Below are 12,867 nucleotides of genomic sequence, written 5' to 3' on the forward strand. Positions count from 1 at the left end.
CAGGACTTGCTTGGAACGAACACCCTGATGAACAAGCGGATGTCCGCCGGCGACCATTGGAGTTCGCACGCGAGCTCGTCTCCGAACGCACCATCGCCGGCCTCGCGTCAGCCTGCGCCCGTGGCCGGAATGGGGAAGGCCCGACAAAATGACCGCGGCGAAACTCCGGCTCGCTTTGGCGTCCATGGGCAAGCCCGGAACCAAGTCAGCACCCTCTGCACCGAACTCGGGATCACCCGCCAGACCCTGACCGGCATGTATCCCCGACCGGGGAACCCCAGCCCGGGCTGCTGGAGGGAATCGCCGGTACCCTTCAGGTACCCCTCGACGCCACCTTCGAGCTCGTGTCGGCGATCGGAGACGAGATGCCCCTGCTGCAAAGTTTCCTCGAGCGTCAGCGAGAGAGGGATGCGATCTTCGACTACGAATCGGGAGGCGTATTCGTGATCTTCCGACGCCAGTATGCCGAAGGCGACATCGCCTTCTATACCGGTGTCCATGGAGGGTACATCGGGGCCATCAAGGGGCTGTCGAGCGTACCGGCGCACTTCGCCGCTGCCGTGGCTCTCGCTCGGATGGGAAGAAAAGACCGCTGTCTGGTCGACGCGCGGATCGCTTGGCCGAGACTTGCTTTGGACCACCTGTCGAGCCGCTCCCGGGATGGGCGGAACAATTTACGCAGGGATTGAAGACCATCCCCTTCCAGGAGAGGACAAGAGTCATTGAGACCGCAACCATGTTTCTAGAGAGCGGATCCATCAAGGCTGCGGCGGAGTCCCTCTATTGCCATCGGAATACGGTGGTCAATCGGTTGGCGAGTCTTCGCGTAGCAACTGGACTGGATCTTCACGTACCGCGGGACGCGGCGCTGGCAGCGGTCTTACTCGCGGACGTGGCACCAGAAGCTTAGCCACACGATCAGGCGCTTGGCAGCCACCATGCCCCGGGGCGCAGAGGAAATAACCGATCAGGCAAAGCCAGGACGGTCTCGGTGCTTTGCAACAGCTGTCCTAGTCCAATATCAGGTTCCACTTTCTGTTCCTCAGTACATTCATTGCCAGTCGCCTTTGCTCTGGCAAGTTCGCCCCCGCGTTCGCATCAGACGTTCACCGCAGCCCGCTGGCTGTTGTCCAGAAGCTATCCCTCGCTACGGAGCTTTTCTAGTCACAGAAGACGTACGGTGATCGGGTGCCAATTTCCACTGGCAACGGTCAGAAATGTGGCTTGTCAGGATAGATGGCGAAATTGCCAGTTAGTTGGCGAGCTGAGGAGCTTGGCCTAGCGGGGAAATCGCACTGTCCCTTGCTGGCAACGGTGCAGGCGAGCGGACCGAAGTATGCGCCCGTACGAACAGAGCGCCGCCAGCTCGCGTTGCCATCGGAGTTGGCGAAAGGCTCGGCTTCAGGGTCGTTCGGGCTTGGTCTCCGGCGCCGATGCCAAGCGACGACCCGATCCAGAGCTGACTATGTGCAAGTTTTCGGGCGATCTCACCAGCGCTCCGCCAACTCGCTGGCAAGATTCGCCAGATCGTTTGGCAATTCGCCAACAAGTCTGGCAAGCCACAAGAAATGCTACGAACAGTGCCTACCAGGGTGTCCTCAACGCCGATAATAAAGATTCCGTCAAGCTACGGCGGCGTCCGGATATGGCATAACGCCCGCCCCGGACGGGAAAGCTCATTCCAGGTTGGCGTGGCGCAGGTACTGGTAGACGGTCTCCCTGCTGATCCCGTAGTCACGGGCAAGGAGGGCTTTGGGAACGCCTGTGCTGGCGCGCTGAACGAGTTCGGCGGCTCGTTCGGGTGTGAGGGTCTTTTTCCGTCCTTTGTAGGCGCCGCGCTGCTTGGCGAGGGCGATGCCTTCCCTTTGGCGTTCCCTGATGAGGGAACGTTCGAATTCGGCGAAGGCGCCCATGACGGAGAGCATGAGGTTAGCCATGGGGGAGTCCTCGCCAGTGAAGACCAGGCTCTCCTTGACGAATTCCACCCGCACACCTTTGCGTGTCAGCCCTTGGACGAGGGCGCGCAGGTCATCGAGGTTCCGGGCGAGCCGGTCCATGCTGTGCACGACCACGGTGTCCCCGTCCCGGGCGAACCGCAGCAATTCCGTAAGTTCTGGTCTGGCCGTGTCCCTGCCGGAGGCCTTGTCGGTGAAGACCCTGTCCAGAACTTGGCCTTCGAGCTGGCGTTTCTCGTTCTGGTCCAGCGTGCTCACGCGTACGTACCCGATCCGCTGTCCAGTCACCGGTGCCTCCAACCTCATCCTGTCAGGTTGAGTTCTAGGCCCTTCCCCGGAGAAAGTCAAGACATAGGCGCCTCGTTTCGTCAGCACGGGCGTCGTTCAATCTAACTTGAACATAAGGCGCCGTTGAGCAAGGTCTGCAGCCCGGACCGAATTCAGTTATTGGCCACGGGATCACCGGCATGAACGTTCGCTCAGCCCTAACGAAGCTCGCGGCGGTGTAGCAGCGAAACCACTTGCGCCTTTTGTGGCTTGCCCTCAGGTGTTTGCACGGAGTCTTGCGCCGTTAGGGTCAACTCAGGGGTGCGCGACGTCATGACGCGAAAAAGCTCGGCGGGCACTCCGCACTCGTGTATGAGTGCCTGCTCACTCACGCCTTCTGCGGTCAACAACTCGACTGAACGAGCAAGTAGCGAGGGTGTCTCGACGGTTGAAATTAGGCCTGGTTCAGCCCGGCGCCAACCCTTCGCGGAGACGGTCATCATGGCGTTTCTGTACGAGACATCTGATAGCCGCCCGAGCTGACGCGCCCTGAACAGAAGCGACTGAAGGCTCACGCGCCATTCCTCCTTTAGTCGCCCAAATGTCCTCCAGGCGGCGGCGTTTATAGCCGTCGGTAGCTCATCCTTAATCTCGGCTTCGGGAGCAAGAAATTCGGATGCGAACCTGTTTGCTTGCTCTTCAACAAGACGGCCACCTGGTTCCGAATCTCCGTGCATAACTAGATGGCCCAGTTCATGTGCGGCATCGAAGCGCTGGCGATAATAGTCGCGCTTTACTGGATTCAAAACAATGGCAGGGCGAACGGCGGTAGAGAACGAGTACGCGTCGACGGAAGCAGTCTGCTCAGGACTGAAGACCACCAGGACGCCGTTGTTCTCGAGCAGGCGGATCATGTTCCGGATGGGGCCCGCTGGCAGGCTCCAACCGTCCCGAACATGCTTGGCGGCCAGCTCGGGACCGTTGCCTTCCAAACCACTTTCGTCGACGGGGTAGACCGGTACGTTGACAGCGGGAAGCTCTACGCGAGATTCCAGCGCCGAGGCTACATCAACGGCCAGCAGCCCGTATGCGTCCGCTTGGTCCCGAGCAATCTGAGTGGTCGATCGGAGAGACCTGAAATGTGGAGTGCTCTTCGCTGACGTGAGAGAGCCCGGCCGCGAAGAAAAGAAGCTAGGGTCCACTTGCAGTGTGAGCGCCAGTTGAGCTATGGCGGCCGGGCTAGGACGCTTATCTCCAAACTCCCATGAGCTAACTGCTGCAGGACTCATTCCGATTGCCGTAGCTAGGCTGCTCTTCCGCCAACCGGCTAGTTTGCGCGCAATTGTAAGACGGGAACCGTCGAAAAAAGCGGCGACGTCGGCTGCTCGGCTGGGACCATCAATGGTGCTGTTCATGGATTAATAGCGTTCTTCTGAAGTCGGTTGCTGGCAGCGTTCCTGCTGCGGAGCTTGACGGGCGCGTCGGGCTCGTTCAAATGGTCGTCATTCGAAGCAGCCTGGACAACCAGACGAGAATTTGTCCTGACAGGAGGTGCGGCGAGGAGGTTTGAGAACCAGTTCCATGCCGATCCGTCCCCTTGACTTAGCCTGGGCATCCCGATCCCCAGTTCACCAAGCCAAGACACGACGTCTTGCGAATGAGCAACAACAAGGGTCAGACGATCCAAATCCTCAAAATCGGGGGATGTCGTGGCGTCGAACAACGCTGCTGTTTCGACTTCGGGAAGAGCCTCGAACAGCGAGGCCTGGTCCGGATTGAAATTTCGCTGTTGCGCGACTAGCTTTTTAGTTTGACTTTTTCTGTCCCACCGAATGGCGTCCAGCTTCCGGTATGGACCGGATGCCAACAACCACCGGATATCTTCAAAGGACCAGCCGACGCTTTTATTCAAGTTTGAACGTTGGACAACGTCCGCTTCGATTGCGGGCATCGAGTCGACTTCAGCCTGAGGCAGTGTTGCTGTTACGACATCTCTACCTTCACCAGGCAATGCGTCCGCAGCGAGTGAGTAGCGGCCGCAGGAGAACACCCGGTCTAGCCGATCGCGAAACAGGGTATAACGCGTCTGTCCCACCCACGCCACGTCGTGCCCTGATTCCTCGGAATAATCTTCCGCCACTTGCCGCGCAGCGGAGCGGTATGCCCAGCTAATCGCACCAAGAATGCCTGCGTGTTCAAGTCTGCGGAGAAGATCTTCTCGTTCGGTCATGGTTCCACCGTATACCATTTGCAGTAATTGCGTACGGAAACAACACCTTGAATAGATATCTTGCGGAAATCTTGATCAATGGCCGGCATAAAAGAAGCCAGTCTCTTCTCGGTGGGCCACATCTTGCAGACGGGCGCCGAGGGTTTCGGTAGTGGGGCGGTCTTTCCTTGGGAGTTCATCGTTCGGGCCCCCTACAGAACTCCGCGGGAGAGGGCCCTGATGATTCATCTGATGAGATACGCAGAGTACAACTTGACATAACGTCCGTTATCGGCCATATACAACAGGCGGGAGTAGCCCCAAAGGGATCCCAGGGTCTCCGCGGCCGTAGAAAGGGCCTAAAATTCTGACCATCGGTCCGTAGCCTTGCTGATGGCAGGAGAATGCGCGTGTCGTACTTCCTTTTTGCAACCCTCGACGCCGGAGGGAATTTGCCACCCGCGCTCGGCATTGCACGCGAGCTGGTGAACCTTGGTCACAGGGTGCGCTTTTTGGGTCATTCTCGTCAGGCCGCTGCAATTGGGACTTCAGGTGCGGAGTTTCGGCCCTACAGCCATTCGCCAAGGATGACGCCGGCAGAGCAGATGCCAACACTGCGCCAGGTCTCCATGATGGTATCCGTGTTCGCGGACGCTGGCATCGCACAGGACCTTCTGGAAGAAGCCAGGAAGGAGCCCCCGGATGTGGTGATCGTGGACTGCCTGCTGCTGGGCGCCATGGACGCCGCCGTCAAGGCTGGGTTCCGCACCGTGGCCCTGGTCCACAGCCTTTATGCGTTCTTCGATGGCCCGTTCCGGCGTAGTCCGATTGCGGCCATCCTGGCCGTGCGCGGATTGGGCCCGGGCAAGGTGATGAGAAGTGCACACCGGGTGCTGGTGTGCGCAGATCAGCAGCTTGACCCGGCCGGCAAGCCGAGCCGGGATGGGAAAGTGGTCTGGTCCGGGGCGGTAATCGACATTGACAGGCCGGCGGAGGCGCTCCGGCCTGGCACCAGGCCACGTGTCCTCATCAGTTTGTCCACCACAGCATTCAGCGGGCAGGAGGCATTCTTGCAGAAGGCGTTGAATGCAGTGAACGATCTTCCTGTGGAGGTGATTCTGACAACCGGGCCCGCTATCAGTCCGACGTCAATACAGGCACCCCGGAACACGACCGTTTACCGGTACCTTCCGCACAAGGAGGTAATGCCAGAGTGCGTTGCGGTGCTCGGGCATGGCGGGCATGCAACAACGATGCTCGCCTTGGCGCACGGTCTGCCTCTGGTGATAGCCCCCATGCACCCCCTCCTTGATCAGCGAATGGTGGGTCAGGCGGTGCAGGACGCTGGAGCCGGACTGCTGATCAAATCTTCAGCGTCACGAGATAAGATCGCCCACGCTCTCGGAGACGTCATTAACCTGCCAGCTTTCAGTCTGGCCGCGGCCGCCGTGGGGCAACGCCTGCGGGAGTCTGACGGCGCCCGGGCCGGCGCCCGGCTACTGATAGAAACCGTCAGCTGACTTCGGGCCGATCATCACACGTTCTGGACGCCCGATGGCACGTGGCCCGGGGTTCCGCCGCGGACCTCGCGTATCCGGCCGCAGATCTTAAGGTCCGTTAGCAGCACCAAAGCGCGAGTAGACACAGCTCCCGGAACTACCGCGTGCTGCGCGGCAAACGCCGCGAACACCTACGCCCCGCAAGCCTCCCTTAGCGCGTCGACGGAATCAGCCGGCACCTTGTCACCGGCGTCGGCGATCCGGCCCAGCGGCGTCGTAATTTCCGCAGGCACCCCGGCCGCGTCCGCGGCGGAGACGAGTCCGCCCAGCGCCGCCCTGTCCGAGGCGCTGACCAGTCCGTCCTCCACCACCGTGCAGACCTGCTTGCGAACCTCATCCGTGGCGGCGGTGGCTACCTTGGAAGCGGCGTCATTCGCGGCGTTTCCGGCCGCTTCCTGCACCGAACCACAGCCGGCAATAACGAGGAGCAGGGGAACTGCGGACAGGACGGCAAGTCGGCGTTTCATCCGTCCAGCCTAGCCGGGAGCTGTGGTCACGCTCGGCCGGAGCGCCCAATAGGGGCACCTCCCTGCGGTAACTTGATGTCACGCACGTGCCGCAAACGGAGGAAGGGCAACTCGTATGGGAAGCAATCATGACCGGCGCCTGCCGCGGCTTGAAGACGTGGCAGCGCGGGCCAATGTTTCCCACCAGACGGTCTCGCGGGTGATCAACAACCACCCCAATGTCAGTGCAGCGACGCGGGGTCGCGTAGAAGCGGCGATTGCCGAGCTTGGCTACCGGCGCAACACCGCCGCGCGGAGTCTGGTGACCCGCCGTACCCAGACCATCGGCGTCGTCGCCTCCGAGCTGGGACAGTACGGGCCGGCGAATACACTCCTGGGCGTCCAGCAGGCCGCCCGGGAGGCAGGCTATTTCGTGAGCATTGCCGCGATCAAGGGGGCCGGGTCCGAGGCGATTTCCGATGCCGTGCGCCACCTGACGGACCAGGGCACGGACGGTTTGATTGTGATCGCCCCGCACGACGGGACCCTGGAGGTGCTGGAGCGCCTGAAACTGAACGTGCCGGTGATCGTGGTGGGCGCAGCCGGCCAGGGGAACCTGTGCGGGGTGATGCTGGACCAGAAGCTCGGCGCACGCCTGGCGGTGGCCCACCTGATCAGCCTTGGCCACCGGCGCATCGGCCACGTCTCCGGACCGCTGGACTGGATCGACGGCCAGGCCCGTGTTGACGGCTGGCGCGAGGAACTGGCGGAAGCCGGCCTCAGTGACGACCTGCTGGTCGAGGGCGACTGGAGTGCGGGCAGCGGGTACCGGATCGGGCAGCAGCTGGCCGAGCAGCGCACCGCCACAGCAGTGTTCGTCAGCAACGACCAAATGGCCCTGGGCCTGCTGCGGGCCTTCGGCGAGAAGGGCGTCCGCGTACCCGAGGACGTGTCCGTGGTCGGCTTCGACGACCAGCCTGAATCGGCCTACTTCATGCCCCCGCTGACCACTGTCCGCCAGGACTTCGAGGAACTCGGCAAGCGCTGCATGGACCTGATGCGCGCCCAGATCGAGGAGGGTGCCGCCGGCGGCACCCTGGTAGTCGGCCCCGAGCTGGTGGTGCGGGCCAGCACCGCCGCCCGGCCGCCCCAACCCTGACGCCGGGAGCCCACTCGAATCACCCGAACGCATCATTTCCTTGACACCTTCTTTGTTAGCGCTAACAATGGTGGGGTTCGCAATGCTGCGAAATTACCTTGGAGGATTTGATGGACGTCTCAGTGGACGGAACCGAAAACTTTGTCATTGGCGTGGACTACGGCACGCTCTCCGGGCGCGCTGTGGTGGTCCGGGTCCGTGACGGCAAGGAGCTGGGCAGCGGCGTCTTCGACTACCCGCATGCGGTGGTGACGGACACCCTGCCGCCCGATGTCGCGGGTGTAGCGGACGACGGCGCCGCCCGGCTTCCCGGGGAATGGGCCCTGCAGGTGCCTAACGACTACCGCGACGTCCTTCGCAACGCGGTCCCTGCGGCGATCGCCGACGCCGGGATCGACCCCGCCGCCGTCGTCGGGATTGCCACCGACTTCACCGCCTGCACCATGGTGCCGGTCAAGGCCGACGGGACGCCACTGAATGAGGTCGGCGGCTTTGCCAACCGGCCGCACGCCTACGTGAAACTGTGGCGCCACCACGCGGCGCAGCCGCAGGCGGACCGCATCAACGCGTTGGCCGCCGAGCGCAAAGAAAACTGGCTCCCGCGCTACGGCGGCCTCATCTCGTCCGAATGGGAATTCGCCAAGGGACTGCAGCTCCTGGAGGAAGACCCGGAGACCTATGCCGCGATGGACCACTGGGTGGAGGCCGCCGACTGGATCGTCTGGCAGCTCTGCGGCAACTACGTCCGCAACGCCTGCACCGCCGGCTACAAGGGCATCTACCAGGACGGCCGCTACCCCTCCGAGGATTTCCTGGCGGCCCTCAACCCACAGTTCAAGGACTTCGTCAGGACCAAACTGGCGCACACCATCGGCCGTCTGGGCGACGCCGCGGGCTACCTCACGGCCGAGGCGGCCGCCTGGACCGGGCTGCCGGAGGGGATCGCGGTGGCGGTAGGCAATGTGGATGCCCACGTCACCGTCCCGGCGGCAAAAGCGGTGGAACCCGGACAGCTGGTGGCCATCATGGGCACCTCAACCTGCCACGTCATGAACGGCGCCGAACTGCACGAAGTCCCGGGCATGTGCGGCGTGGTGGACGGCGGCATTGTGGACGGCCTGTGGGGCTACGAAGCCGGACAGTCCGGCGTCGGCGACATCTTCGGCTGGTTCACCAAGAACGGCGTCCCGCCGGAGTACCACCACGCCGCCGCTGCCCGCGGCTTGGGCATCCACGAATATCTCACCGAACTCGCCGCAAACCAGGCCATCGGCGAACACGGCCTGATCGCCCTGGACTGGCATTCCGGCAACCGGTCGGTGCTGGTGGACCATGAACTCTCCGGCCTCGTGGTGGGGCAGACCCTCGCCACCCGGCCGGAAGACACCTACCGCGCCCTGCTGGAAGCCACCGCCTTCGGCACCCGGACCATCGTGGACGCCTTCCGCGATTCCGGTGTGCCCGTCAAGGAATTCATCGTGGCCGGCGGGCTGGTAAAAAACACGCTCCTGATGCAGATCTACGCCGACGTCACGGGCCTGCAGCTCTCCACCATCGGCTCAACCCAGGGTCCCGCCCTCGGTTCAGCCATCCACGCGGCCGTGGCCGCGGACCGATACCCCGACATCCGCGCGGCAGCCGAGGCCATGGGCTCCGAGCCTGGCGCGGTCTTCACCCCCATCCCGGCGAACGTTGCCGCCTACGAGGACCTATTCCAGGAGTACCGGACGCTGCACGACTACTTCGGCCGCGGCACCAACGACGTCATGCACCGGCTCAAGGCCATCCAGCGCCGCGCCGTCCGCCCCCTCGTCACGGCCGCGGTTTCCGCATGAGCGCGCTGCAGGAATCCATCGCCCAACTGCGGGCCGAGGTGTGCGCCCTGCATGCCGAACTCACCCGCTACGGGCTGGTGGTGTGGACCGCAGGCAACGTGTCCGCCCGGGTGCCCGGGCACGATCTGATGGTCATCAAACCGTCCGGGGTTTCCTACGATGACCTGCGTCCCGAGCTTCTGGTGGTCACGGACCTCTACGGCACTCCGGTCAGCGGCGCCAACATCGGCAGCGGCGGCACCGTCCACTGGGGCAACCCGCCGTTGTCGCCCTCGTCGGATACCGCGGCGCACGCGTACGTCTACCGCAACATGCCCGACGTCGGCGGTGTTGTCCACACGCATTCCACCTACGCCACCGCCTGGGCCGCACGCGGCGAGGCGATCCCGTGCGTGCTCACCATGATGGGCGATGAGTTCGGCGGCCCCATCCCGGTTGGCCCCTTCGCGCTGATCGGGGACGACTCGATCGGCCAGGGCATCGTGGAGGCGCTCAAGAACTCCAATTCGCCGGCCGTCCTGATGCAGAACCACGGGCCGTTCACGATCGGCAAGGACGCCCGGGCGGCAGTGAAAGCCGCGGTCATGTGCGAGGAAGTGGCCCGGACCGTCCATATTTCCCGCCAGCTTGGCGAGCCCCTGCCCATCGATCCGGCGCAGATCGGCTCCCTGTACGACCGCTACCAGAACGTCTACGGCCGCTAGGCCACTCACCAGGCCACCAGGCCACCCACCGCCGTCGCCCCTTTTACTTCAGCAGGAGAATCCATGCCCAACACCATCAACACCTCCGCAAACAGAACTTCGCTCGAGCAGTACGAAGTCTGGTTCCTCACCGGCAGCCAGCACCTCTACGGCGAGGACGTCCTCAAACAGGTGGCTGCACAGTCCCAGGAGATAGCCGCCGCCCTCAACGAGTCCTCGGATGTCCCGGTCAAGCTCGTCTGGAAGCCCGTGCTCACCGATTCGGACGCCATCCGCCGCACCGCCCTGGAAGCGAACTCGGACGACGCCGTGATTGGCGTGACCGCCTGGATGCACACTTTCTCCCCGGCCAAGATGTGGATCCGGGGCCTGGACCTGCTCCGCAAGCCGCTCCTGCACCTGCACACCCAAGCGAACGTTGAACTGCCGTGGGCGGACATCGACTTCGATTTCATGAACCTGAACCAGGCCGCGCACGGCGACCGGGAGTTCGGCTACATCCAGTCGCGCCTCGGCATTCCGCGCAAGACAGTGGTGGGGCACGTATCCAACCCCGACGTGTCCCGTCAGGTGGGATCCTGGCAGCGCGCCTCGGCCGGCTGGGCGGCCGTCCGGACCCTGAAGCTCACCCGCTTCGGCGACAACATGCGCAACGTCGCCGTCACCGAAGGTGACAAGACCGAAGCCGAGCTCCGCTTCGGCGTCTCCGTCAACACCTGGTCCGTCAACGAACTCGCCGAAGCGGTGCACGGCGCCGCAGAGTCCGACGTCGACACCTTGGTTGCGGAGTACGAGGACCTCTACGAGGTGGCCCCCGAACTCCGCGCCGGGGGAGCGCGGCATGAGTCGCTGCGCTACAGCGCGCGGATCGAACTGGGCCTGCGCAGCTTCCTGGAGGCCAACGGCTCCGCCGCTTTCACCACCTCCTTCGAGGACCTCGGCGCCTTGCGCCAGCTGCCCGGCATGGCCGTCCAGCGGCTCATGGCCGACGGTTACGGCTTCGGCGCCGAGGGCGACTGGAAGACAGCCATCCTGGTCCGGGCGGCCAAGGTGATGGGCGCGGGCCTCCCCGGCGGCGCCTCGCTGATGGAGGACTACACGTACCACCTCGTCCCGGGCCAGGAAAAGATCCTGGGCGCCCACATGCTGGAGGTCTGCCCCTCCCTGACCGCTACCAAGCCGCGCGTCGAAATCCACCCCCTCGGTATCGGCGGCAAGGAAGACCCGGTACGGATGGTCTTCGACACTGACGCCGGCCCCGGCGTTGTGGTTGCCCTGTCCGACATGCGTGACCGGTTCCGCCTCGTGGCGAACGCGGTGGACGTCGTGGACCTGGACGAGCCGCTGCCCAACCTTCCGGTGGCCCGCGCGCTGTGGGCGCCGAAACCGGACTTCGCGACCTCGGCCGCGGCCTGGCTGACCGCCGGGGCGGCCCACCACACCGTGCTCTCCACCGCCGTCGGAATGGACGTGTTCGAGGACTTCGCCGAGATCGCCCAGACCGAGCTGCTCACCATCGACGAGGGCACCACCATCCGGGGCTTCAAGAAGGAACTCGCCTGGAACGCCGCCTACTACAAGCTGGCCGGCGGCCTGTGACCGGACCCGAATACGGGCTTCGGCACGGGCAGTACACCGCGCAGATCACTGCGCGCGGAGCGGCCGTCCGCGTGTTGCAGCACGGGGGACGGGACCTCGTGGTCCCGTTCCCGGCCGACGGGCCCAACCCATCCTTCCGCGGCGTGATCGTTGCGCCCTGGCCGAACCGGATCCCGGACGGAAAGTACACGTTTGACGGTGTGGACTACCAGGTGCCGGTGAACGAACCGGCCCGGCAGTGCGCCCTGCACGGCTTCACCCCGGAGCTCGACTGGACACTGGAAACGCGCAGCGAGTCCGCGCTCACGCTGTGCTGCAGCATCGGGCCGACGCCGGGCTACCCGTTCGCGTTGACTATCACCGCCAAGTACCGGCTGGACAGCGACGGCCTGCACACCACCGTGACTGCAACCAACGCGGGGGAGCAGGCCGCACCGTACGGCGTGTGCCCGCACCCCTATCTGCTGGCGGGACCGGCGCCCCTGGACGAATGGAGCCTGGAAATTCCCGCAGGTACATTCCTGGGAGTGACGGCCGACAGGCTGCTGCCGCTGACCGCCCATTCGGTGGCCGGGCACAACTACGACTTCCGCGCTGCCCGCGCCATCGGCTCCATGGCAATCGACCACGCCTTCACCGACATAGCGTTCGACGGCGGTGGGCAGGCGTGCGTGGTGGTCCGGGCCCCGGGCGGGACCGGCGCCGGGATGGCGTGGGACCGAAGCTGCGCCTGGGTGCAGCTCTACACCGGGGACGCGGAACCGCCGCTGCCCACCCGGCTGGGGCTCGCCGTCGAACCGATGACCTGCCCGCCGGACGCGTTCAACAGCGGCACCGACCTCGTGCGGCTTGAACCGGGAGCCTCCCACCGCGCTGCGTGGCGCATCTTTGCCGCGTGATGCATCCGTCAACGGGGCGGATGCGTTGCGGATCCGGTCTAAGATAAACGCCGATGTGCGTTGACTCACATGCACTGAGAAGCTATGTTTGACGCATTGTTAGCGATAACAATTTGCCGGCGATCGTTCACCGGCCGCATTCCGTTCCATCCAGACCTACGCATTCCTTCCGCTGTTACCCGCCCCGCAGGGGGCACAACGACGTGCAGGGCTGCGATCAGCAACTTCGCGGGCC

12 protein-coding genes and 1 pseudogene are annotated in these 12,867 nt (G+C 64.0%); 9 read left to right on the forward strand and 4 right to left on the reverse strand.

What is annotated here, in order from left to right; translation table 11 throughout:
* Positions 1 to 59 precede the first annotated feature (59 nt).
* From SBP01_RS00610 to SBP01_RS19715, 3 genes and pseudogenes are all read left to right on the forward strand, one after another.
* Positions 60 to 284 (forward strand): annotated as a pseudogene (locus tag SBP01_RS00610) (recombinase family protein); the annotation flags it as partial.
* 81 nt (positions 285 to 365) lie between these two features.
* The gene (locus SBP01_RS00615; RefSeq protein WP_320538415.1) at positions 366 to 689 is read left to right on the forward strand and encodes a hypothetical protein; all 324 of its coding nucleotides are present in this window, start codon (positions 366 to 368) and stop codon (positions 687 to 689) included.
* 47 nt (positions 690 to 736) lie between these two features.
* Positions 737 to 910 carry a helix-turn-helix domain-containing protein gene (locus SBP01_RS19715; protein WP_414004311.1) on the forward strand — a complete coding sequence of 58 codons (174 nt, stop codon included), beginning with the start codon at positions 737 to 739 and terminating at the stop codon, positions 908 to 910.
* A 766-nt stretch (positions 911 to 1,676) separates the two neighbouring features.
* Here the strand turns inward: SBP01_RS19715 and SBP01_RS00620 are convergent.
* From SBP01_RS00620 to SBP01_RS00630, 3 genes are all read right to left on the reverse strand, one after another.
* Complete coding sequence (locus SBP01_RS00620) at positions 1,677 to 2,243, reverse strand: recombinase family protein (protein ID WP_320537125.1); 567 nt, start codon at positions 2,241 to 2,243, stop codon at positions 1,677 to 1,679.
* A 197-nt stretch (positions 2,244 to 2,440) separates the two neighbouring features.
* Positions 2,441 to 3,637 carry an XRE family transcriptional regulator gene (locus SBP01_RS00625; protein ID WP_320537126.1) on the reverse strand — a complete coding sequence of 399 codons (1,197 nt, stop codon included), beginning with the start codon at positions 3,635 to 3,637 and terminating at the stop codon, positions 2,441 to 2,443.
* Entirely contained in the window at positions 3,634 to 4,452 is an 819-nt protein-coding gene (locus SBP01_RS00630; RefSeq protein ID WP_320537127.1) for a hypothetical protein, read from the reverse strand. The genes SBP01_RS00625 and SBP01_RS00630 overlap by 4 nt, the downstream gene beginning before the upstream one ends.
* Before the next feature lie 389 nt (positions 4,453 to 4,841).
* Between SBP01_RS00630 and SBP01_RS00635 the strand changes: the two genes are divergently transcribed.
* Positions 4,842 to 5,951, forward strand: a complete 1,110-nt coding sequence (locus tag SBP01_RS00635) for a glycosyltransferase (protein WP_320537128.1) — start codon at positions 4,842 to 4,844, stop codon at positions 5,949 to 5,951.
* Positions 5,952 to 6,121: 170 nt separating this feature from the next.
* Here the strand turns inward: SBP01_RS00635 and SBP01_RS00640 are convergent, their stop codons facing one another.
* Positions 6,122 to 6,457 (reverse strand): hypothetical protein, encoded by a 336-nt coding sequence (locus tag SBP01_RS00640; protein WP_320537129.1) that lies wholly within the window; start codon positions 6,455 to 6,457, stop codon positions 6,122 to 6,124.
* A gap of 115 nt (positions 6,458 to 6,572) precedes the next feature.
* Between SBP01_RS00640 and SBP01_RS00645 the strand changes: the two genes are divergently transcribed.
* From SBP01_RS00645 to SBP01_RS00665, 5 genes are all read left to right on the forward strand, one after another.
* Positions 6,573 to 7,595: a LacI family DNA-binding transcriptional regulator gene (locus SBP01_RS00645; protein ID WP_320537130.1), complete on the forward strand. Its 1,023-nt coding sequence runs from the start codon at positions 6,573 to 6,575 to the stop codon at positions 7,593 to 7,595.
* A 110-nt stretch (positions 7,596 to 7,705) separates the two neighbouring features.
* Positions 7,706 to 9,430 (forward strand): ribulokinase, encoded by a 1,725-nt coding sequence (gene araB / locus SBP01_RS00650; protein WP_320537131.1) that lies wholly within the window; start codon positions 7,706 to 7,708, stop codon positions 9,428 to 9,430.
* Positions 9,427 to 10,134, forward strand: a complete 708-nt coding sequence (locus tag SBP01_RS00655) for an L-ribulose-5-phosphate 4-epimerase (RefSeq protein WP_320537132.1) — start codon at positions 9,427 to 9,429, stop codon at positions 10,132 to 10,134. Before araB ends, SBP01_RS00655 begins: the two co-directional genes overlap by 4 nt.
* Before the next feature lie 63 nt (positions 10,135 to 10,197).
* Positions 10,198 to 11,733, forward strand: a complete 1,536-nt coding sequence (gene araA / locus SBP01_RS00660) for an L-arabinose isomerase (protein WP_320537133.1) — start codon at positions 10,198 to 10,200, stop codon at positions 11,731 to 11,733.
* Positions 11,730 to 12,632, forward strand: a complete 903-nt coding sequence (locus tag SBP01_RS00665; protein WP_320537134.1) for an aldose 1-epimerase family protein — start codon at positions 11,730 to 11,732, stop codon at positions 12,630 to 12,632. Before araA ends, SBP01_RS00665 begins: the two co-directional genes overlap by 4 nt.
* Positions 12,633 to 12,867: the final 235 nt, after the last annotated feature.

The sequence above is a fragment of the Pseudarthrobacter sp. IC2-21 genome (assembly GCF_034048115.1).
Lineage (GTDB): Bacteria > Actinomycetota > Actinomycetes > Actinomycetales > Micrococcaceae > Arthrobacter > Arthrobacter naphthalenicus.